The organism is Devosia albogilva, from assembly GCF_042685625.1.
GTDB classification, from domain to species: Bacteria; Pseudomonadota; Alphaproteobacteria; order Rhizobiales; family Devosiaceae; genus Devosia; species Devosia albogilva.
This window is the reverse complement of sequence record NZ_JBHUNP010000001.1, coordinates 2,603,302-2,622,110: the sequence shown is the minus strand read 5'-3', so window position 1 is coordinate 2,622,110 and position 18,809 is coordinate 2,603,302. Positions and strand designations below refer to the sequence as shown.

The window sequence follows — 18,809 nt, the reverse complement described above, 5'->3', positions numbered from 1 at the left end:
TCCCGCAGCGTGTACCCAAGGGTTCGCCGAGTGGACGCGGTTTGTCCACCGCGCCGGATGCGGGGGTGGTTTGTGGTGAGCGCATGGGGACACTAACCGCTGCCGCGCCAGGACCTGATCCTGAGCTTGTCGAAGGACGAGGTCCGGTGGCACCGACCTCGTGGTTCGACGGGCTCACCATGAGGTCTATGAGAGCGCGGTGTGTGCCCTCAGTCCAGTTTCACCAGCACGGCTTCGTTGGGGCGCAGGCCGAAGGGGCCGGTGACGGCTTCTTCCCGGTCCATCAGGGTGGAGACGAGGATGCGGCCGCTTCCCTCGAACTCTGCCGGTTGCGGAGTGTCGGAGAAGTTGGCGGCGACGTAGAAGCGGTCGGTCTTGCCGCGATAATAGGCCAGCACCTGCTTGTTGCCGTAGGCGGTCTCGTAGGCCGGGCCTTGCAGGTCGAGGTATTGCCGGCGCAATTCGATCAGCCGGCGATGCAGGTGCACTATCGAACGTGGGTCGGCCTTCTGCGCCTCGACATTGCATGTGTCGGCGTTGGGCGGCAGCGTCATCCATGGCGTGCCGGTGGTGAAGCCGCCATGCGGCTCGGCGGACCAAGGCATCGGTCCGCGTTCGGCATCGCGGCCTTGTCCGAACTTCTCGTAGGGGTCGACGGCATCCTTGGGGTCGAACTCGCTCGCCTCCATTCCGAGTTCGTCGCCATAGTAGATGAACGGGGTGCCCGGCAGGGTGAGCAGCAAGAGTGACGCCACGCGGGCCTGTGCCGGACCGAGCCGTGTCGCGAGGCGTGGCACGTCATGGCTGCCGATGACCCAGTTGGGCCAGCCGTTTTCCGGTAACAGCAGCATGAACTGCTCGATGGACGCGTCGACCTTGCGCGCCTTCCAGGGCTCGGTCTTCATCACCTGGTTGTTGAAGGGCATGTGCAGCATCGGCGCCTTGCGGCCATAATAGCGCATCATGCGGGTGATCGGCGCCTGCACCTCGCCGATGAACACGGCATTGTACTCGTCCAGGATCTTGCGCCAGCGGGCGATCAGCTCGTGCGTCTCCGGCCGGTCGGAACTGAACACATGGTCCATCCAGGCCGGCGGGCCCTCGTCGAGGTCGTCGTCGGTGGGTTCGTCGCGAAAGTGGATGTCTTCCACCAGGTTCATGGCTGAATCCAGCCGGAAACCGTCGATGCCGCGATCGAGCCAGAAGCGCATGCCGCGCTCGATGGCCTCGACCACATCGGGATTGCGCAGGTTGAGGTCGGGCTGGGAGGACAGGAACAGGTGGTAGTACCACTGCCCGGTCGCCTCATCCCACTCCCAGGCAGGTTTGTCGGTGTTGTCGATCCAGTTGTTGGGCGGGCCGCCACCGGGCTTGCCGTCGCGCCAGACGTACCAATCGCGCCTGGGGTTGTCGCGCGACGCGCGGCTCTGCTTGAACCATTCGTGCTGGTCCGAAGTGTGGTTCGGCACGAAGTCCATGACGAGCTTCATGCCGCGCCGGTGCATCTCGGCCAACAGCCGATCAAAATCCTCCATCGTTCCGAACACCGGCTCGATGGCGGTGAAGTCGGCGATGTCGTAGCCGGCATCGACCATGGGCGATTTGTAGAGCGGCCCCAGCCAGATGAGATCGACCCCCAGCCACCCGAGATAGTCGAGCCGGCTGGTGATGCCGTTGATGTCCCCGATCCCGTCGCCATTGCCGTCCTGAAAGGACATCGGGAAGATGGAATAGGCGACGGAGGACCGCCACCATTCCTTCACGCATCCGTCCCTTGGCTCAGGGTGTAGACGAGGCTCCAGGCCGACAGGGTATCGCCTTCGGCGAAGCCTTCGAGCCAGAGCTGGTCGGGACCCCAGATGCTGACGCCGGAATATGGCTCGTCGGAGAGATTGGCGACCAGGGTCAGGCGCGAGCCGTCGCCGAGTTTCCAGCTCACCTTCAGCACGCGTGGCGCCAGCAGTTCATGGCTGCCGGAGAACCCCTCCATCCCGATCAGGCGCGGCACGATGTGCTTCCTGCGAAGCTCGATCAGCCGCCGGTAGAGGCTGAGGAAGCGGACACTCTCCTCCTCGCCGCGCTCATGCCATTTGAGCCTGGAGGCCTCGAACGTCTCCACCGCCATCGGGTCTGGCGGATCGCCCTGCCCTTCCTTGCGTGGGAAGTCCTTCATCTCCTCGGCGCGACCCTTGCGGATGGCATCGGCCAGGTCCTCGCCGACATCGGAGAAGAACAGGAACGGGGTCTTGGCACCCCACTCCTCGCCCATGAACAGCATCGGGATTTGCGGCGCCAGCAGATAGAGCGCCGCCCACAGCCGCGCCTTGTTGGGCGGCACCAATTGGGCAAGGCGCTCACCGAAGGGGCGGTTGCCCGCCTGGTCGTGGTTCTGCGCATAGGCGACGAAGGCGGTGGGTGGCAGGAAGGCGCTCGGTTCGCCTTTTTCCTTGGCCAGATGTTCCATGTATTCGCCCTGCCAGGCGAGTCCCTCGGACAGAGCGCGCCCAACCAGGTCCATCCGACCATCGAAGTCGGCATAATACCACTGTGCCTCGCCGGTGATGGCGTTGTGCAGGGCGTGGTGGACGTCGTCGTTCCACTGGGCATTGTAGAGCCAGGGCGAACCATCCTCGCGGCGCTTCAGCCATCCGGACTGATTGTCGGCGTTTTCGGCCACGAGGTGGATGTGGCGGCCATCGGTCGAGGCGCGGACCTGCTCGGCCAGATCCTGCAGCATGTGGCGCGGACCATAGTCACGGATTTCGTGCACGGCATCGAAGCGCAGGCCGTCGAAATGGTACTCGTTGAGCCAGTAGCGGGCATTGGCGAAGACGAAATCGCGCACGGCAGTGGAGCCTTCGGCGTCGTAGTTCACCGCCGCCCCCCAGGGGGTGTCGTGCTTGTCGGTCATCAGGGGCGTGTAGACGCCCATGTAGTTCCCCTTGGGCCCGAAGTGGTTGTAGACCACGTCGAGGAACACGCTCAGCCCCTTGGCATGAGCCGCATCGATCAGCGCCTTCAGGTCCTCGGGGCGCCCGTAGGAATGGTCGGGCGAGAACAGGTGCCCGCCGTCATAGCCCCAGTTGCGATCACCGGGGAAATCGCCGATCGGCATCAGCTCGATGGCGGTGATGCCGAGTTCCATCAGGTAGTCGAGCTTGTCGATGATCGCCCGGAAGGTGCCCTCCGGCGTGAAGGTGCCGACATGCAACTCGTAGATGATCATTTCTTCCCAGGGCCGTCCCCGCCAGCCCTCGTCGGTCCAGCCGAAGGCGCGCGGGTCGATGATCTCGCTCGGCCCGTCAATGTCCTCGGGCTGGAAGCGGGAGGCCGGATCGGGCACTTCATGTCCGTTTTCGAGCACGAAGCGGTAGCGCATGCCCGGCCGCGCCTCGGCCACCTCCACCTCGTACCAGCCGCGCGGCTGGCTCTCCATGGCGACGACCATGTTGAGGTCGTAGATCTTGAGGGAAACGGCCTGGCAGAACGGCGCCCAGAGGCGGAAGCGCACCCCATGGGGGATGATCTGGGTGCCGAATTTCATCTCCTGGTCCCGCTGCACAGTCCGGAAGAGCGGGGGAGTCATGTCGTTCATAGGCGTTGGTCCTGCTGAGCCGCTGCTGCTTCAAAGCTGGCGGTGCCGGCTTCGTTCCCGAGCGCCTTCGCGTCGGACCGGGCCTGCAGCCTTGAAGAATTGCCACCAATTGCCGCAACGACAGCGGCCCGGCCCCGTTCCTGCCAATAACAACGGCAAGCACGGGAGAGCGCCATGCCTGACATCGACGAAGACCGCATCCGCCAGCGGGCCTACCAGATCTGGGAGCGCAAAGGGCGGCCGGAGGGCAACCCCGACGACCACTGGCACGAAGCCGTGGGCGAACTGATGGGCGAGGATCACCTTGCCTCGGGTGGCGTCGAAGTGGGCTCGGCCACATCACATCATCCGGGCGGCACCCTGCCCGCCGGCGGGGCACGCGTGGCCGGCAGCATCGGCACCGGCGGCGGCTCGACGGCCAATGATGGCACCGGCTCGCAGCCGGGCCGCGACAGCGAGTGACACCATGGCGGAGCAGGAAGCCTTCAAGGAACCGGCCGATCCCAAGCTGAACCCGCCGCCCTCTACCGGCGCGGCGGCCGGACCGCTGCCCATTTTCGGCTTGCTCGCCGTGCTGGCGGTGGTGGTGATCGGCATCATCGCCTTCGTGGTGATGCGCAGCGCCGGCTGAACAAACGAAAAGGGCCGGCGCGGAGCCGGCCCTTTCCACAAACTCTGCAGTTGCCGTCAGCGGCGGGAGACGATGCCCCAGATGCCGGTAACCGTCAGGGCCGCCAGCGCCATCTTGAGGATGTCCCACACCACGAAGGGCTGCACGCCGCGGGCCCAGGCGGACGCAACGACGTTGGACTGGTCGATCCAGCCGGCCTGGCCGGACATGGCGAGCAGCCAGGCAAAGCCCAGCGCCATCATCACGGCATTGCCGATGAGCATGGCGCCGAACAGCGCCAGCGGCTTGCCGGAAGCGCCGCGATCGGCGGCATAGCCGGTGACGGCGGCAAGAACGAGGAAGCCGATCAGGAAGCCGCCGGTGGGGCCGAGCAGATAGGCCGGGCCGCTGAACGCGCCGGCGAACACCGGCAGGCCGGCGAACCCTTCGAGCAGGTAGAGCGAAACCGTGGCCACGCCGATGCGCAGGCCGAAGGCCGCGGCAACGGCGGCAATGGCGAAGCTCTGCAGCGTCACCGGCACCGGCCAGGTCGGCACGTTGATCTTGGCGCACGCCGCGATGAACAGCGTGCCGAGCACGACCGTCGCGAGATTGGACGCGAGTTTGGCTGCAGCGCCTTGCGGCTGGAAGCGGCCGAGAAGCGTGTTGGGCGTGGTCAAAGTCAGCGCCATTTCATACCTTCCGTGCTTGCACATCCGAAGCGGCGCGCCTCCCCGGCGTCTTTGCTTCGGTCGAGGCAAGTCTTAGTCGCTCCCCCACAGGTTCGCAATGCCGCCCGCTCCCGTCTTCGACACCAGTTTCGATCCCGAGACGGGGCGTGCCGTCGCCGTCGGGGATGGCATCGTGCGGGTGACGGCGCCGAACCGCAGCGCCTATACCTTCACCGGCACCAACAGCTTCCTGCTCGGGCACCAGCGGCTGGCGCTGGTGGATCCGGGGCCGGATGATCCGCGGCACCGTTCGGCGCTGCTCGATGCGATCGGCGGGCGGGGGGTGGCGGCGATCCTGCTGACGCATACCCATCGCGATCACTCCGCCGGCGCCCGGCGCCTTGCGGACGATCTGGGCGCACCGCTGTGGTTCGGCGGTCCACACCGGCTGTCGCAGCCGCTGCGGCGATTCGAGCGCAATCGGCTGCGGCGGTCCTCCGACTGGGATCTGATGCCGGATCAGACATTGCTGGACGGCGAGCGCATCGTGGCGGGGGACGTGGAGGTGACGGTGCATGCAACGCCCGGCCATTGCGCCAACCACCTCGCCTTCGGCATGGGCGATACGCTGCTGTCGGGCGACCATGTGATGGGCTGGAACTCGACGCTGGTGGCGGTGCCGGATGGCTCTATGGCGGATTACCTGGCCTCGCTCGACAAGGTCATCGCCCTGCCCTACCGGAGCTATCTGCCCGCGCATGGCGGGGAAATCGCCGATGGGCCGGGGCATGCTGCGGCGCTCAAGGCGCATCGGGAGGGGCGCAACCGGCAGGTGCTGGCCGCGGTTGCGGCGGGCGCGCGCAGCGTCAGGCGCATCGTCGATGCGATCTATCCGAGTCAGCCCCTGCCCGTGCGGCTGGCGGCGCGGATGACGATAGCAGCGCATGTCGAATATCTTGCCGACAGGGGTGAACTGCGGACCACGCGGACGTTGTTCGGGCTCAAGGTTTCACCGGCCTGACGGCTACTCTGCCTCAGGTTCTTCCGGCAGCTCGGGTTCGGCCTCGAGCGGCTGGTTGGCGTTGGGGTTGTCGCGAAGCAGCGTGGTCACGGCATCATCGAGTGCCACCAGGAAGCTCTCGATGCGACGGCCATTGCCGCCGAAATCATGGACCAGATCGAGCGAGGCCGAGCGCATATCGACGGTGGACTCCTCCATGCCGCCGGTGACGCGGATCACCACCTCCTCGCGCCAGCCGGGGATGGCAGCAACACGGGCGTTGATGCGGCCGGGGCTGAAATCTGCGCCCGGCTCGCGCTCGGCGATGATCTCCCAGCCATTGGCCATGACCATCTGGCGGATCAGACTGTAGGCAGGCACCTGCCCCAGCGGGTAGGTGCGGGTGTGGACGTTGGGGAACACCGCGGCGGCTTCGGCGGTCGAAAGCACGTGCGGCGTCGGCATGCTGCGGCTGACCGGGTCGAAGATCAGCGGCAGTTCGCCCCGCTCCACCGTCGCGATATCGGTGACCTGCGGATAGCGCAGCGCCAGGCTCAGATGCCAGGCAAAGGGCAGGAGGGCCAGCGTGCCGAACAACAGCCCGAGCAGCGCCCGGTCCCAGCCCAGGTCACCGCTCTGCCAGAGCCGCACCAGCGCCACCAACGCCGCCAGCACGGCCATCGCCGCCACTGCCGCAGCAGCGATTTCGGCGACCAGGAAGACGTCCCCGGAGATCAGCCGCATCCACATGAGCACGATCGGCAGCACCACCATAGGGATGGCGAGATTGCCCAGTCGGCGCGCCCAGATCGCCCATCGTGATGTTCGGATCAGTATCCGCAAGTGTTTCCCGCCTATGGAGCTCGCCGACCGGCTCCGCCCTCGTCACCAGAACGGCTTTAGCAGCAACATGTTGCCTGAGCCTGAATGCCCTATCCGCCCTTGCGCTTGCCGGCGGCGGGCAGATCGCACATGCCCTTGATGGCGCGCCACTCCGCGTCGGTGAAGGGTGGCTCGAGCCCGGTCGGGCGCTCTGCCGCCATGAGCTCCAGCGCCGCCTTGCGGTCGTCGGTGAGCGGATGTGTGCTCAGCAGCGCCAGGGCCCGGGCGAAATCATCGTCGGCGCCGGCCCGCCCGACGAGGTCGGCGAGCCCGGCAGGATGGAAGTCCATCCGCTGGGCCACCTCGGCAGCGAAGGCATCGGCCTGCAGTTCCGATAGCCGCGAGAAGCGGGTGTCGATCACCATGGTGCCGAGACCTGCTGCCAGCGAGATGCCGGTCATGTCGCCGAGGATGAAGCCGATCAGCGCACCGGTGCCAGCGGTGGAGATCAGTTGCTCCATGCCGTGGCGGTTGACCACATGGCCGATCTCGTGCGCCAGCACCCCGGCGAATTCGTCGGGCGTGCGCGCCAGGTGCAGAAGGTTGGAGAAGAAATAGACCTTGCCGCCCGGCAGCGCGAAGGCGTTCGGCACTTCCGAGCGCACCACCTGGATGTCGAGGTCGAAGGGTGTTCCGGTTCCGGCAATGGCCGCGTCCCCGAAGCGGCGGAGCGCGCGATTGGCCAGGCTCTGCGGATCGGGGTCGCAAATATCCAACCCTCCAAGGCTCGTTTCCATCTGTTGCGCGACGGTGTCGCCCAAGCTCGCCTCCCAGGCGGGCGGCACCAGGTGCACCAGCCGGCTCGCCAGCACCGGCACGCCATAGACATAGGCCGAGATCACAGCGGCGAGGGCCAGAGTAGCGGTCACCGCAAGCCGCATCTGCCGGCCCGCCTCCGCCCGGTGCTTCTGGTGCAGTTGCGGCAGGGTGGCGAGCACGCGCGCGATGTTGTCCCGCCCTGCGATCACCACGCGAGCGCCGTCCGGCTGACCGGTCGAGCCCAGCCGCAATTCGTGCCGGCGGGTGGGGACCATGAACAGCGAGTCCGCCGGCCAGCGGCCGATCTCGGTGCGCGAGTGCGGCTGGCGGATGACGAGGGTGCCGGCGCTGCCGACCGCCTCGTAGTCGAGCCCGGCATGATGCGCCGTCGCGACCTGTCCATCCCAGAAGCGTGCGGGAATGGCCATCAATACGCCCCCACATTGAGGGCGTCCGCCAGACCTTCCCCGCCGAGCGCACGATCCTCGCCGCGCGCCCGCACCGAAGCGAGCGTCTCGAGCCCGCTGATGCGCGCGTCCCGTGCCACCAGCCGCCAGAAGCCGTAGCCGAGGAACAGCTCATTGGCCCAGGTGAAGCCGCCCAGGATCAGCAGGTAACCGACGATGATGGCGCTCAGGGTCAACAGGCTCGACTGCATGTGCTGCATGAACACGGTCAGATCGAAGCCGCCATCGCTGAAGGCGTCACCGGCCACGATCTGCAGCACCACGAAGCCGCCGACAGCGAGCAGGATGTAGATGCCGATCAGCGCCATGCCAAACAGCAGGTACTGCCCCAGCAGCCGCCAGGGGGACACCGTCACCGTCAGGGTTGCCTCGCCGAGTTGGATCGAGGAGAACATCCGCGTCATTTCGGTCGCCCGGTAGACGGTGACGATCACCCCGATCACCAGCGCGCCCAAGACCAGTGGCACATAGCCCGCCGGGTTGGCCGTTCCCTCGTCGGGGAACGCGCCACCTTCGACGGCTGCGACCACGGCGATGACCGCGACCACCGCGGCCACCAGCCAGGCCAGGTAGTAGGGTGCCACCAATTGCTTCAGCCCGCCGGTGAAGCCGAACTGCCGGTCACCGAACCAAGAATTGCGGTAGCGATAGCGCCACAGGCTCAAAGCCATGAAGGGATAGGCGAGGCCGGCCGTCACGATCACCAGCAGCGACCACAGAAACCGCCGCACGGCGTAGCGCCAGGCGCTGCCCTGCTGGTCGAAGCGGATGCCGCGCCACAGCGTGCGCGACAGACGGAAATCGCGGGCGCGATAGATCGCGTAGCCCATCAGGAACCACAGGATGACGCCGACGGCGCCATAGCCGACCACCACCGCTTCCGAGGATTGCGTGGAGAGATAGAAGAACAGCCCATAGAGCGGCACGAACACCGCCAGCGCCATCAGGAAGCCGAGCAGCAACTGCACGGCCGAGCCGGTATATTCCAGCGCATCGCCGCCGATTTCGGTGTTGGACCAGTAGAAGCGCCGCTTGGCCGTGGTCAGCCAGAACCGATAGAGCCCGATGGTGGGCAGCATCAGCGCATAACCGCGCAACAGGGTCCAGCCGAGTTCCCCCCGCCCCCCGGTAAACCGCACCGGCTCCGTCTCCACGCCCCAGGCCATCAGCGCCCCCGATCCTGCCGCGTTTTTACGAGAGCGCCATGAGGTTGGGAAGGCGCGTTCACCGCGGCTTCAGTAGACCTCATCCTGAGCCTGTCGAAGGACGAGGTCGTGCGCACCTTAGGGTCAGCGGCCGCGACCTCGTAGTTCGACAAGCTCACCATGAGGTCTACTTGGCTCAGGGATAGAGCCGCGTACTGGTCCAGCCGGCACCGTCGCGCACGAAGCGGACGCGGTCGTGGAGGCGGAACTGGCCGTCTTTCCAGAACTCGATCTGGGTCGGCACGATGCGGAAGCCGGACCAATGCGGCGGGCGGATCACGGTGCCCTCGCCGGCGGCGGCCGTGAGTTCTTCAACGCGCGCCGTCAGTTCCGCCTTGCTGGGCAACGGCCGGGACTGCAGCGATGCGGAGGAGGCGATCTGGGAGCCGCGCGGACGCGAGCCGAAATAGGCGTCGGCCTCCTCAACGCTCACCACTTCCACCGGGCCGCGCACCCGCACCTGCCGGCGCAGCGATTTCCAGTGCATGACGAAAGCGGCCCTGGGGTTGGCCAGGAGTTGGCGGCCCTTGTCGCTGTCGAAATTGGTGAAAAAGCAGAAGCCCCGGGCATCGCGGGCATTCAGCAGCACCATGCGCACGTCCGGCATGCCCTCGGCGTCGACGGTCGCCAGCGCCATGGCGTGGGGGTCGTTGGGCTCGGAGTCCTTGGCGAGCGCAAACCACTCCTCGAACACCGCGATCGGGTCGAGCCCGCTGCGGTCGCTGTCGTCGAACAGGCGGTCGGTCAAGGTCTCGAGCATCGGCATCTCCGCTGCCCCGAAAACTGGACAAGCCCAGGGGGCGTCGCCATATAGGACTCAAATCCGGGGCGCGACAACGCCCCCAGCCATTGAAATGGACCAGATGCGCGATCCTTATACCGTGCTCGGGGTGCCCCGTTCGGCGAGCGAGAAGGAGATCAAGTCTGCCTATCGCAAGCTCGCCAAGCAGTACCACCCCGATCAGAACCCAGACGACGCCTCGGCCCACGCCAAGTTCGCCGAGGCAACCAATGCCTACGACCTGCTGAACAACACCGAGAAGCGGGCGCAGTATGACCGTGGCGAGATCGACGCCGACGGCAATCCGCGCTTTGCCGGCTTTGGTGGTGGCGGCTTCGGCGGTGCCCGCAGCGGCGCCCGCTCCGCCGGCGGTGCTGGCGGCTTCACCGCCGAGGACATTCTCAAGGAGTTCATGAGCGGCTTCGGCGGCCAGCCGCGCGGCGGAGCCCGCCCTGGTGGCGGCGCCCAGTGGGACCCGTTCACCGGCACGGCCAGCGGCTTCGCCGGCGCCGCCGGCGCCGGTCCCGGCACCCGCACGACCAAGGGCGAGGACATCGTCGTCACCGTCGCCGTGTCGCTCGAGGATGCCCACAAGGCCGCCTCTATCCCGGTGCGCATGCCTTCGGGCAAGGTGCTGTCGGTGAAGCTTCCCGAGAAGGTCGAAGAAAACCAGCAAATCCGGCTCAAGGGTCAAGGCGGCACCAGCCCCTTCGGCGAGCCGGGCGATGCGCTGGTGACCGTCAAGTTCGAGAAGTCGAGGCAGTTCCGCAAGGACGGCCACGACATCCGCACCGACGTGCCGATCACGCTCTACGAGGCCGTGCTCGGCGCCAAGGTGCGGGTGCCCACCCTGGACGGCCCGGTGGAGCTTAACCTGCCGCCGGGCGTCGATACCGCCAAGGCGCTGCGCCTCAAGGGCAAGGGCCTCTACAATGACGGCGATCTCTATGTGAACCTGCGGGTGGTGATGCCACCCGGGGGCGATCCGGACCTCGAGGCGCTGGCGCGGTTCCTGCGCGACCAGAAGCCCTATTCGGTTCGCGATTGAGCCGAGCGCTGATCATTGCCCTGGTGAGTGCCGCCGTCCTGATGGTCGGCGGCATTGCCTTGATGGGGCTGCCCGGCGCCGTCTACGGCACGCTGGCCGATCCGGTGGTCACCGCGCTCCGCGGGCTCCCGGAGCCGGTGCTCACCGGCGACCGGGCCTGGCCGATGGCGATCCTGCTCACCCTCGCGGTACCCCCGGTTATTCCGCTGACGGTGTTTGTTCAGCGGCGGCTGCGGCCGGGGATGGCCTGGTGGGGCGTGCTGCTGCTGATCCTGGCGACGATGTACCTGTCCACTGTCGCCATCATGTTCGCCTTCAGCTTCGGGCTTTAGCTTTCGCCGAGCACGTCTGCCTCACCTCTCCCCTGAGGGGAGAGGTCGCCGCGAAGCGGCGGGTGAGGGGTTCAGCGCCGGTGTTCTGCCGCGAGGGTGAACCCCTCACCCCAACCCTCTCCCCTCAGGGGAGAGGGGGCGAAGGGGCCGCCTACTTACCCGCGCGGTGCCGCGGCCCGGCGCAGGCGATCATTGATTGCCTCGCCGAGCCCCGTTTCCGGTATCGGCGCCACTGCAATCACCGCTGCACCGCTGGCATCGAGTTCGTGCAGCATCGAGAACAGGTTACGTGCCGCCTCCCGCAGGTCACCTGCGGGCGACAGGTTGCGGGTGGGGCCGTCGAACTCCGCCGCCGGCCCGAAGGCCAGGTAAGCCTCATCTGGCCGCGGCTCCGCCGACAGGCGTATTCCCGCATTGGGGGCATAGTGGCTGAGCATCATGCCCGGCGCCGCAATCCCGGCGTCTTCGCCCACCACCTCCACCGGACGGCCCATGGCCGCGGCGATTTCCTCGCGCGCCACGGCACCGGCGCGCAATTGCACCAGCCGCTCGCCCTCGACCCGCACGATGGTCGACTCCACGCCCGCCTGGCAGGGCCCGCCGTCAAGCACCGGCACGCGGCCGCCGAAGCCGCGGCGCACCTGTTCGGCTGTCGTGGGCGACAGCCGCCCGGACGGGTTGGCGGATGGTGCCGCCACCGGCCTCCCGACCGCCGAGATCAGTTCGCGCGCCAGCGGATGGTCGGGCACCCGCACCGCCACCGTGTCGAGCCCGGCCGTCGCCACATCGGCCAGCCCGTTGCCGGGTTTTGCCGGCAGCACCAGCGACAACGAACCCGGCCAGAACCGCGCCGCCAGGTCGCGCGCCAGTGGCGTGAACGTCACCAGCGTCTCGGCCATGGCCAGATCGGCGCAATGGATGATCAGCGGGTTAAAGCGCGGCCGGCCCTTGGTTTCGTAGATCGACAGCACCGCATCAGGGTTGGTGGCATCGGCGCCGAGCCCGTACACCGTCTCGGTGGGAAAGGCGCAGAGCTGCCCGGCACGGATCAGCGCCGCGGCTTGTGCCAGGTTTGGCCGTTCAGGAACCGTTTGGGCGCCGTTCATCATGGTGGCGGCTGTTTGACAACCGCGCCCCGCCGCGTCAAGACGAAGGCCAGCAAACCAGCGCGGAAGCACCCATCTTGACCACGCTGCTCGTGTCCCAGCAGAACTTCGCCGATCACCGCACGCCGGACGGCCACCCGGAGCGCGCCGACCGCATCCGGGCCGTCGAGGACGCGCTGTCGCGCCCGCGCTTTGATCGCCTGGTCCGCCGCCCTGCCCCCTCGAGCGATCTCGCACTGGCGGAACTCGTCCATGACAGCGGCTACCTGGCCCGACTGCGCGATGCGCGTCCGGCCGAAGGCATTGGTCAGCTCGACGAGGACACCTTCATCTCCGCCGAGTCCCTCGACGTCGCCGGTACCGGCCTAGGCGGCGCGCTTGCGGCACTCGATGCGGTGCTGTTGGGCGAGGCCGACAACGCCTTCTGCGCCATCCGCCCGCCCGGTCACCACGCCGAAATCGCTCGGCCGATGGGGTTTTGCCTGATCAACACGGTGGCCATCGTCGCTCGCGAGGCGCAGCGCAAATACGGGGCCGAGCGCATCGCGATCGTCGATTTTGACGTCCACCACGGCAATGGCACCGAGGACATCTTCAAGGCGGACCCGACGGTGTTCTATGCCTCGAGCCACCAGATGCCGCTTTACCCCGGCACCGGCAGCCCGCGCGAACGGGGCGTGGGCAATATCTGCAACGTTCCCCTGGCGCCGGGCTCCGGTGGGGAGGCGATGCGCGAGGCTTATCTCGGCACAATCCTGCCGGCACTGGTCGATTTCGCCCCGGACCTGCTGCTGATCTCGGCAGGTTTCGATGCCCACCAGCGCGACCCATTGGCGCAGCTCCAGTGGGAGGGGAGCGATTTCAGCTGGCTTACCGGCAAGTTGATGGATGTGGCCGATCGCGCCTGCGGCAACCGCATTGTTTCGCTGCTGGAAGGTGGCTATGACCTCAAGGGCCTGGCCCAGGGTGTCTCGCACCATGTGGCCATGCTGATGGATGGGGCGGTCGGCCGCCTCGACGATTAGGAGCAGTCATGGCGGAGACCGACGACATCAGCGCCCTCAGCTTCGAGGCAGCGCTCCATCAGCTCGAAGAGATCGTGCAGAAGCTCGAGACCGGCCGGGCGCCGCTCGCCGAGTCGATCTCCATCTACGAGCGCGGCGAAGCCCTCAAGAAGCATTGCGAGACGCTGCTGCAGACGGCCGAAGCGCGGATCGAAAAGATCACGCTGTCGCGGGATGGCCGCGCCACCGGGCTCGAGCCGCTGGACCCCTGAGATCATGGCTACCACCAAGTCCCTGCGCACCTTCCGTATTGTCCTGTGGGTGCTGGTTGCGGTTGCCGCCATCGGCGCAACGGCGCTCTATTTCCTGCGCCCGCCGCAGCGGCCTCTGGGGGTAACCGGACAGGAATTCGCTCTTGCCTCCACCCAGGGCGGCACCTTCACGCAGAACGACCTGCGCGGCACGCCGAGTCTGGTCTTCTTCGGCTACACCTTCTGTCCGGACGTGTGCCCCACCACCCTCGCCGAGACTACGGCCTGGCGGGCGGCGCTGGACCTCGCGCCGGAGGACCTGCGCATCATCTTCGTCACCGTCGATCCCGAGCGCGACACGCCGGAGATGGTCAAGGACTATGTGGAAGCCTTCGATCCGTCGATTATCGGCCTCGTCGGCTCGCTCGAGGAGACCGAGAACGCCAAGAAGGCCTTCGGCGTGTTCTCCGAGAAGGTGGGCGAGCCGGATGATCCGTACTACCTCGTCAACCATTCGGCGCTGACCTTCCTGATCGACGAGAACGGGCAGTTCGAGGGCACCATCGCCTACCAGGAAGCCCAGGACACCGCCGTCGCCAAGGTGAAGCGGCTGGTCGAGGGGTGAGCGAGCGCATCCGGCTCGACCAGGCGCTGGAGCAGCGGGGGCTCACTCCCAGCCGCTCCCGAGCCCGCGATGCCATCCTGCGCGGCACCGTTACGGTCAACGGCGTTACTGCCGGCAAGCCCAACCAGCAGGTCGGGCCCGATGACGCGATCGCCATTGCCGATCCTGCCTCGAACTATGTTTCCCGCGCTGCCCTTAAGTTGATCGCCGGCCTGGACGCTGCTGATGTTCCCGTCGAGGGGCGCATCTGCCTCGATGTCGGTTCGTCCACCGGTGGCTTCACCCAGGTGCTGCTGGAGCGGAGCGCGGCCAAGGTCTATGCCGTCGACGTCGGGCACGACCAGTTGCATCCGAGCCTGCGCGGCGACAGTCGGGTGATCAGCCTCGAAGGCACCAATGCGCGGGATCTCACCGCCGAGGTCATCCCCGAGCCGGTGGACCTTGTCGTCTCCGACATCAGCTTCGTCTCGGTGACCAAGGTGCTTGCTGCGCCACTGGCCCTTTGTGCCCCTGCCGCCGGTGCCGTCATCCTGTTCAAGCCGCAATTCGAGGTCGGCCGCGAGCATGTCGGCAAGGGTGGCATCGTCACGGATGAGGCGGAGACGGCCCGCGCCATGACGGAGGTGATTGCGTTTGTGGGGGCGGCGGGTTTCCGGCACATTCTGTCCGTCCCCTCCCCCATCGCCGGTGGCGACGGCAATCGGGAAACGGTGCTGGTGTTCAGACGCGCTGGCACCTGAGGCTCTGCGCAACCCCTCACCCTGACCCTCTCCCCGGAGGGGCGAGGGGACGCAGGAACCCATCGCTCTGTGCGGGTGGAGTGGGGTTGCCGCCCCTCGCACCCAAATCGTTCAGTTCCGCTCGAAGCCCACCGCGCCTTCACGGCCCGTCTGACCGCGGTGGCGCAAATAGTGATCCGCCAGCACGCAGGCCATCATCGCCTCGCCGACCGGCACGGCACGAATGCCGACGCATGGGTCGTGGCGGCCCTTGGTGACGATGTCGGTGTCCTCGTTGCTGGTGGTCACGGTCTGGCGCGGGGTGATGATCGAGGAGGTCGGCTTCACCGCAAAGCGGCAGACGATCGGGTCGCCATTGCTGATTCCACCGAGAATGCCGCCGGCCTTGTTGGAGAGGAAATAGGGCTGCTCCGGCCCGGCGCGCATCTGGTCGGCGTTCTCGACGCCGGTCAAGCTCGCGGCCTCGAAGCCAGCACCGATCTCGACGGCCTTCACCGCATTGATGCTCATCATCGCCGATGCCAGGTCGGCACTGAGCTTGCCGTAGACCGGTGCGCCCCAACCAGCCGGCACGCCTTCGGCCACAACTTCGATCACGGCGCCCACCGAGTTGCCGTCCCGGCGGATGCCATCGAGATAGTCGGCCCACTCTCCGGCCGCCACCGGATCGGCGCAGAAGAAGGGGTTGTTGTCGACTTCGCTCCAGTCGAAGCGACTGTAGTCGATCTTGTGCGGACCGACCTGCACGAGGCTCGCCCGAACGGTGACGCCCTTGAGCACCTGCCGGGCCACCGCGCCGGCCGCCACGCGCGCGGCCGTCTCGCGCGCCGAGGTGCGGCCGCCGCCGCGATAGTCGCGGATGCCGTATTTCTGGTCATAGGTGTAGTCGGCGTGGCCGGGCCGGTACTTGTCGCGTATCTCGGAATAGTCCTTGGACCGCTGATCGGTGTTCTCGATCATCAGCGAGATCGGGGTGCCGGTGGTGCGCGGTCCGTCGGTGCGCTCGTCCTCGAACACGCCCGAGAGGATGCGCACCTCGTCGGCCTCGCGCCGCTGCGTCGTGAACTTCGACTGCCCGGGTTTGCGGCGATCAAGATCGCGCTGGATCATCTCGGGGGTCAGCAGCAGGCCCGGTGGGCAACCATCGACCACGACGCCTAGCGCCGGCCCGTGGCTCTCGCCCCAGGTGGTGAAGCGGAAAAGATGCCCGAAGGTATTGAACGACATGGCGCGGCCCCTGTTGGTCGCCTGTTTAGGGCAGCGGCGGCGCCCGGGTCAATCGAGCCGGCTTAACACGCCGCATGCCTGCGAACCCTGACCGGCCTGTCGACTTCTCCCCGCGCAAGGAGAGTACGCATGACGGTTCAGATTCCTCTTTCCGATGCAGCCCTCGCGGCTGATCGCGACGGTGGCGGCGGCACGCACGAAATCGCGCCCGATATCGCCTATCTGCGGACGGTGCTGGTGAACGTCATCTATGTCGGCCGGCCAAACCAGCCTGGCTGGGTGCTGGTCGATACCGGCATCATCGGCTCTGCCGGCGCCATCCGCGATGCCGCCCACGCGCGCTTCGGCCGGGATAATCCTCCCGCGGCGATCATCCAGACGCACGGTCATTTCGACCATGTCGGCGGGCTCGAAAGCCTCAGCCGTGAATGGGATGTGCCCGTCTATGCCCACCCGCTCGAAGCGCCCTACCTCACCGGCCAGGCGAGCTATCCCACGCCCGACACCAAGGCCGATGGCGGGGTGATGCCCAAGCTCGCGCCGATGTTTCCGCGCACGCCGGTCGACGTGTCCGAGCGCCTGCGCCTGTTGCCGGAGGACGGGTCCGTACCGCATCTGCCCGGCTGGCGCTGGGTGCATGTGCCCGGCCACACCCCAGGGCAGATCGCGCTCTGGCGGGAAGCCGACCGCAGCCTCATCTCGGCCGATGCCTTCATCACCACCGGCCAGGAATCTGCCTACGAGGTCATGACCCAAAAGCCGGAGATGCACGGCCCACCGCGCTACTTCACCCCGGACTGGATCGCTTCGGCGGAATCGGTGCGGCGCCTGGCGGCCCTTGAGCCGAACCTCGTCATCACCGGCCACGGTCGAGCGGCGGCGGGCGAAGAGATGCGCCGGGCGCTACGCCAACTCGCCAGCGAGTTCGAGCAGATCGCGCCGCCCGAACACCTGCGTGAGGGCCATTAGGCCTCGTCGGGCCGCAGCAGTTCCATCCTGCCTGGCGTGAAGTGCATCACCGCATCCTGCGGCGGGGCCCAGTTGATCACCTCGATCACCGGCGCCCGCTCGATCAGCACGCGCAGGGTCCGGGCAATGCCGCCATGTGCCACCACGACCGACGGACCGGTCAGCACTGCGGCGAATTCGATCAGCCGCGCCTCAACGTCCCGGTAGCTCTCGCCGTTCTCGGGCCGGAAGTCCCAATAGGTTTCGTCGCGATGCCCCGGAGCCACCGCCATGTTGGCCGGCAGTTCCTCGTGGAGGCTCCCCTCGAGCACCCCGAAGGAGATCTCCATCAGCCGCACGTCGTACTTCACCTCGGGCAGATGGATGGAAAAGCCGGCACGAACCCGGTCCATAGTCTCGCGGGTGCGGCCAAGAGGCGAGGCGTGCCATTCGAAGGCGCGGGGGTCGAGCCCCCGCTCCTTGAACAGCTGGGCCAGCAGCTTGCCGTTGCGGCTCGCCTGGCCCTTGCCCTTCTCGTTGAGTGGGATGTCCTTGCGCCCCTGGTAGCGGCGCTCGGCATTCCACGGCGTCTCTCCGTGCCGGATGAAGTAGATTTCCGGCCAGGCGGGCGCAGTCATGTTCTTTCCGCGCCGTGGGCAGGCGCGTCCTTCAAGCTAGTGGCGAGCGCCTATTCGCTCGCCTCGGGAGTTGCATCGTCGAGCAGCTTCATACCAACGACGTTGAAGCCGGCGTCCACGTAGTGGATTTCACCGGTGACGCCACCGGCCAGATCGGACAGCAGGTATGTTGCGGCACCACCGACATCGTCGATCGAGACGTTCTTGCGGAGAGCGGAGTTCGCCTCCTGCCAGTGCAGCATGTCGCGCAGGCCGGAAATGCCGGATGCAGCCAGCGTCTTGATCGCACCGGCCGAGATGGCGTTGACGCGGATGCCGGACTTGCCGAGATCAACGGCGAGATAGCGCACCGAGGCCTCGAGCGCGGCCTTGGCCACGCCCATGACGTTGTAGTTCGGCACGTATTTGGCCGCACCATAATAGGTCAGCGTCAGCAGCGATCCGCCGGCCGACATCAGCGGCTCGGCGCGCTTGGCGACGGCCGTGAAGGAATAGACCGAGATGTCCATGGTCAGCGCGAAGTTGTCGCGGCTGGTCTCGATATAGCGGCCCTCGAGCTCTTCCTTGTTGGAGAAGCCGATGGCGTGGACGAGGAAATCGAGCTTGCCCCAGCGTTCCTTGATCTGGCGGAAGGTCTCGTCCATGGCCGCTTCGTCGCTGACATCGCACTCGACCAGGAAGTCGGAGCCGACCTCGGCTGCCAGCGGCTCGACGCGGCGCTTCAGCGCCTCGCCCTGATACGAAAACGCCATTTCGGCGCCCTGGGCATGCAACTGCTTGGCGATGCCCCAGGCGATGGACCGGTTGTTGGCGAGACCCATGATGAGGCCGCGCTTGCCGGCCATCAATCCAGTGGTCATTGTTGTTTTCCCTTGCTGGAGTCGTTAGGTCGGTTGTGACACAGGGCCCTGTAGGGGGCA

21 protein-coding genes are annotated in these 18,809 nt (G+C 66.9%); 10 read left to right on the top strand and 11 right to left on the bottom strand.

The genetic code is table 11. The features are described 5' to 3' along the window. Window positions 1-209: 209 nt before the first annotated feature. Together ACFSX5_RS13210 and treZ are read right to left on the bottom strand one after the other, a co-directional pair. Window positions 210-1,763, bottom strand: a complete 1,554-nt coding sequence (locus tag ACFSX5_RS13210; RefSeq protein WP_386834041.1) for an alpha-amylase family glycosyl hydrolase — start codon at window positions 1,761-1,763, stop codon at window positions 210-212. Next, window positions 1,760-3,595, bottom strand: coding sequence for a malto-oligosyltrehalose trehalohydrolase (treZ, locus tag ACFSX5_RS13205; RefSeq protein ID WP_386834039.1), 1,836 nt, complete (start codon window positions 3,593-3,595; stop codon window positions 1,760-1,762). Before treZ ends, ACFSX5_RS13210 begins: the two co-directional genes overlap by 4 nt. A gap of 174 nt (window positions 3,596-3,769) precedes the next feature. Here treZ and ACFSX5_RS13200 point away from each other — a divergent pair, with 174 nt between their 5' ends. Together ACFSX5_RS13200 and ACFSX5_RS13195 are read left to right on the top strand one after the other, a co-directional pair. Then, window positions 3,770-4,057 carry a DUF2934 domain-containing protein gene (locus ACFSX5_RS13200; protein WP_386834038.1) on the top strand — a complete coding sequence of 96 codons (288 nt, stop codon included), beginning with the start codon at window positions 3,770-3,772 and terminating at the stop codon, window positions 4,055-4,057. A 4-nt stretch (window positions 4,058-4,061) separates the two neighbouring features. After that, complete coding sequence (locus ACFSX5_RS13195; protein ID WP_386834037.1) at window positions 4,062-4,226, top strand: hypothetical protein; 165 nt, start codon at window positions 4,062-4,064, stop codon at window positions 4,224-4,226. 56 nt (window positions 4,227-4,282) lie between these two features. On the opposite strand, the gene ACFSX5_RS13190 is transcribed toward ACFSX5_RS13195, so the two are convergent. Then, the gene (locus tag ACFSX5_RS13190) at window positions 4,283-4,897 is read right to left on the bottom strand and encodes a biotin transporter BioY (RefSeq protein WP_386834036.1); all 615 of its coding nucleotides are present in this window, start codon (window positions 4,895-4,897) and stop codon (window positions 4,283-4,285) included. Window positions 4,898-4,994: 97 nt separating this feature from the next. Between ACFSX5_RS13190 and ACFSX5_RS13185 the strand changes: the two genes are divergently transcribed. Continuing rightward, window positions 4,995-5,897: an MBL fold metallo-hydrolase gene (locus ACFSX5_RS13185; RefSeq protein WP_386834035.1), complete on the top strand. Its 903-nt coding sequence runs from the start codon at window positions 4,995-4,997 to the stop codon at window positions 5,895-5,897. A 3-nt stretch (window positions 5,898-5,900) separates the two neighbouring features. Here the strand turns inward: ACFSX5_RS13185 and ACFSX5_RS13180 are convergent, their stop codons facing one another. From ACFSX5_RS13180 to pdxH, 4 genes are all read right to left on the bottom strand, one after another. Next, on the bottom strand, window positions 5,901-6,719 hold the full coding sequence (locus ACFSX5_RS13180; protein ID WP_386834033.1) for a DUF1499 domain-containing protein: 819 nt from the start codon (window positions 6,717-6,719) through the stop codon (window positions 5,901-5,903). A gap of 89 nt (window positions 6,720-6,808) precedes the next feature. Next, window positions 6,809-7,945, bottom strand: coding sequence for a M48 family metallopeptidase (locus ACFSX5_RS13175; RefSeq protein WP_386834032.1), 1,137 nt, complete (start codon window positions 7,943-7,945; stop codon window positions 6,809-6,811). Then, window positions 7,945-9,150, bottom strand: coding sequence for a DUF898 family protein (locus tag ACFSX5_RS13170; RefSeq protein WP_386834030.1), 1,206 nt, complete (start codon window positions 9,148-9,150; stop codon window positions 7,945-7,947). Before ACFSX5_RS13170 ends, ACFSX5_RS13175 begins: the two co-directional genes overlap by 1 nt. Before the next feature lie 175 nt (window positions 9,151-9,325). After that, window positions 9,326-9,955: a pyridoxamine 5'-phosphate oxidase gene (gene pdxH, locus ACFSX5_RS13165; protein WP_386834028.1), complete on the bottom strand. Its 630-nt coding sequence runs from the start codon at window positions 9,953-9,955 to the stop codon at window positions 9,326-9,328. Between the two features lie 97 nt (window positions 9,956-10,052). Here pdxH and ACFSX5_RS13160 point away from each other — a divergent pair, with 97 nt between their 5' ends. Both ACFSX5_RS13160 and ACFSX5_RS13155 read left to right on the top strand, forming a co-directional pair. After that, window positions 10,053-11,018 carry a DnaJ C-terminal domain-containing protein gene (locus tag ACFSX5_RS13160; RefSeq protein ID WP_386834026.1) on the top strand — a complete coding sequence of 322 codons (966 nt, stop codon included), beginning with the start codon at window positions 10,053-10,055 and terminating at the stop codon, window positions 11,016-11,018. Next, window positions 11,015-11,350, top strand: coding sequence for a hypothetical protein (locus ACFSX5_RS13155; RefSeq protein WP_386834025.1), 336 nt, complete (start codon window positions 11,015-11,017; stop codon window positions 11,348-11,350). Before ACFSX5_RS13160 ends, ACFSX5_RS13155 begins: the two co-directional genes overlap by 4 nt. A 155-nt stretch (window positions 11,351-11,505) precedes the next feature. Here ACFSX5_RS13155 and ACFSX5_RS13150 read toward each other — a convergent pair whose 3' ends face one another. Beyond that, the gene (locus ACFSX5_RS13150) at window positions 11,506-12,459 is read right to left on the bottom strand and encodes an L-threonylcarbamoyladenylate synthase (protein ID WP_386834023.1); all 954 of its coding nucleotides are present in this window, start codon (window positions 12,457-12,459) and stop codon (window positions 11,506-11,508) included. Between the two features lie 74 nt (window positions 12,460-12,533). On the opposite strand from ACFSX5_RS13150, the gene ACFSX5_RS13145 reads away from it, so the two are divergent. From ACFSX5_RS13145 to ACFSX5_RS13130, 4 genes are read left to right on the top strand one after another with little or no spacing between them, the layout of a single operon-like run. Next, window positions 12,534-13,481 (top strand): histone deacetylase family protein, encoded by a 948-nt coding sequence (locus tag ACFSX5_RS13145; RefSeq protein WP_386834022.1) that lies wholly within the window; start codon window positions 12,534-12,536, stop codon window positions 13,479-13,481. 8 nt (window positions 13,482-13,489) lie between these two features. Beyond that, window positions 13,490-13,732: an exodeoxyribonuclease VII small subunit gene (locus ACFSX5_RS13140; protein WP_386834021.1), complete on the top strand. Its 243-nt coding sequence runs from the start codon at window positions 13,490-13,492 to the stop codon at window positions 13,730-13,732. A 4-nt stretch (window positions 13,733-13,736) separates the two neighbouring features. Then, a complete protein-coding gene (locus ACFSX5_RS13135) occupies window positions 13,737-14,336 on the top strand; it encodes an SCO family protein (protein WP_386834020.1) in 600 nt (199 codons plus the stop codon). Beyond that, window positions 14,333-15,076 (top strand): TlyA family RNA methyltransferase, encoded by a 744-nt coding sequence (locus ACFSX5_RS13130; RefSeq protein WP_386834018.1) that lies wholly within the window; start codon window positions 14,333-14,335, stop codon window positions 15,074-15,076. The genes ACFSX5_RS13135 and ACFSX5_RS13130 overlap by 4 nt, the downstream gene beginning before the upstream one ends. A gap of 111 nt (window positions 15,077-15,187) precedes the next feature. Here ACFSX5_RS13130 and aroC read toward each other — a convergent pair whose 3' ends face one another. After that, on the bottom strand, window positions 15,188-16,303 hold the full coding sequence (gene aroC / locus ACFSX5_RS13125) for a chorismate synthase (protein ID WP_386834017.1): 1,116 nt from the start codon (window positions 16,301-16,303) through the stop codon (window positions 15,188-15,190). Window positions 16,304-16,432: 129 nt separating this feature from the next. Between aroC and ACFSX5_RS13120 the strand changes: the two genes are divergently transcribed. Then, window positions 16,433-17,272, top strand: coding sequence for an MBL fold metallo-hydrolase (locus tag ACFSX5_RS13120; protein ID WP_386834016.1), 840 nt, complete (start codon window positions 16,433-16,435; stop codon window positions 17,270-17,272). On the opposite strand, the gene ACFSX5_RS13115 is transcribed toward ACFSX5_RS13120, so the two are convergent. Both ACFSX5_RS13115 and ACFSX5_RS13110 read right to left on the bottom strand, forming a co-directional pair. Next, window positions 17,269-17,889: a histidine phosphatase family protein gene (locus ACFSX5_RS13115; RefSeq protein ID WP_386834014.1), complete on the bottom strand. Its 621-nt coding sequence runs from the start codon at window positions 17,887-17,889 to the stop codon at window positions 17,269-17,271. The genes ACFSX5_RS13120 and ACFSX5_RS13115 overlap by 4 nt on opposite strands. A 50-nt stretch (window positions 17,890-17,939) precedes the next feature. Then, window positions 17,940-18,749, bottom strand: coding sequence for an enoyl-ACP reductase FabI (locus tag ACFSX5_RS13110; protein WP_386834013.1), 810 nt, complete (start codon window positions 18,747-18,749; stop codon window positions 17,940-17,942). Between the last annotated feature and the right edge of the window lie 60 nt (window positions 18,750-18,809).

What these genes read in the sequence shown, in the direction of transcription:
- ACFSX5_RS13175 (WP_386834032.1), bottom strand. Translation starts at nt 7,945, where the DNA reads ATGGCCATTCCCGCACGCTTCTGGGATGGACAGGTCGCGACGGCGCAT.
- ACFSX5_RS13190 (WP_386834036.1), bottom strand. Translation starts at nt 4,897, where the DNA reads ATGGCGCTGACTTTGACCACGCCCAACACGCTTCTCGGCCGCTTCCAG.
- ACFSX5_RS13110 (WP_386834013.1), bottom strand. Translation starts at nt 18,749, where the DNA reads ATGACCACTGGATTGATGGCCGGCAAGCGCGGCCTCATCATGGGTCTC.
- ACFSX5_RS13195 (WP_386834037.1), top strand. Translation starts at nt 4,062, where the DNA reads ATGGCGGAGCAGGAAGCCTTCAAGGAACCGGCCGATCCCAAGCTGAAC.
- ACFSX5_RS13170 (WP_386834030.1), bottom strand. Translation starts at nt 9,150, where the DNA reads ATGGCCTGGGGCGTGGAGACGGAGCCGGTGCGGTTTACCGGGGGGCGG.
- ACFSX5_RS13200 (WP_386834038.1), top strand. Translation starts at nt 3,770, where the DNA reads ATGCCTGACATCGACGAAGACCGCATCCGCCAGCGGGCCTACCAGATC.
- pdxH (WP_386834028.1), bottom strand. Translation starts at nt 9,955, where the DNA reads ATGCCGATGCTCGAGACCTTGACCGACCGCCTGTTCGACGACAGCGAC.
- treZ (WP_386834039.1), bottom strand. Translation starts at nt 3,595, where the DNA reads ATGAACGACATGACTCCCCCGCTCTTCCGGACTGTGCAGCGGGACCAG.
- ACFSX5_RS13150 (WP_386834023.1), bottom strand. Translation starts at nt 12,459, where the DNA reads ATGATGAACGGCGCCCAAACGGTTCCTGAACGGCCAAACCTGGCACAA.
- ACFSX5_RS13115 (WP_386834014.1), bottom strand. Translation starts at nt 17,889, where the DNA reads ATGACTGCGCCCGCCTGGCCGGAAATCTACTTCATCCGGCACGGAGAG.
- ACFSX5_RS13185 (WP_386834035.1), top strand. Translation starts at nt 4,995, where the DNA reads ATGCCGCCCGCTCCCGTCTTCGACACCAGTTTCGATCCCGAGACGGGG.
- ACFSX5_RS13160 (WP_386834026.1), top strand. Translation starts at nt 10,053, where the DNA reads ATGCGCGATCCTTATACCGTGCTCGGGGTGCCCCGTTCGGCGAGCGAG.
- aroC (WP_386834017.1), bottom strand. Translation starts at nt 16,303, where the DNA reads ATGTCGTTCAATACCTTCGGGCATCTTTTCCGCTTCACCACCTGGGGC.
- ACFSX5_RS13120 (WP_386834016.1), top strand. Translation starts at nt 16,433, where the DNA reads ATGACGGTTCAGATTCCTCTTTCCGATGCAGCCCTCGCGGCTGATCGC.
- ACFSX5_RS13135 (WP_386834020.1), top strand. Translation starts at nt 13,737, where the DNA reads ATGGCTACCACCAAGTCCCTGCGCACCTTCCGTATTGTCCTGTGGGTG.
- ACFSX5_RS13140 (WP_386834021.1), top strand. Translation starts at nt 13,490, where the DNA reads ATGGCGGAGACCGACGACATCAGCGCCCTCAGCTTCGAGGCAGCGCTC.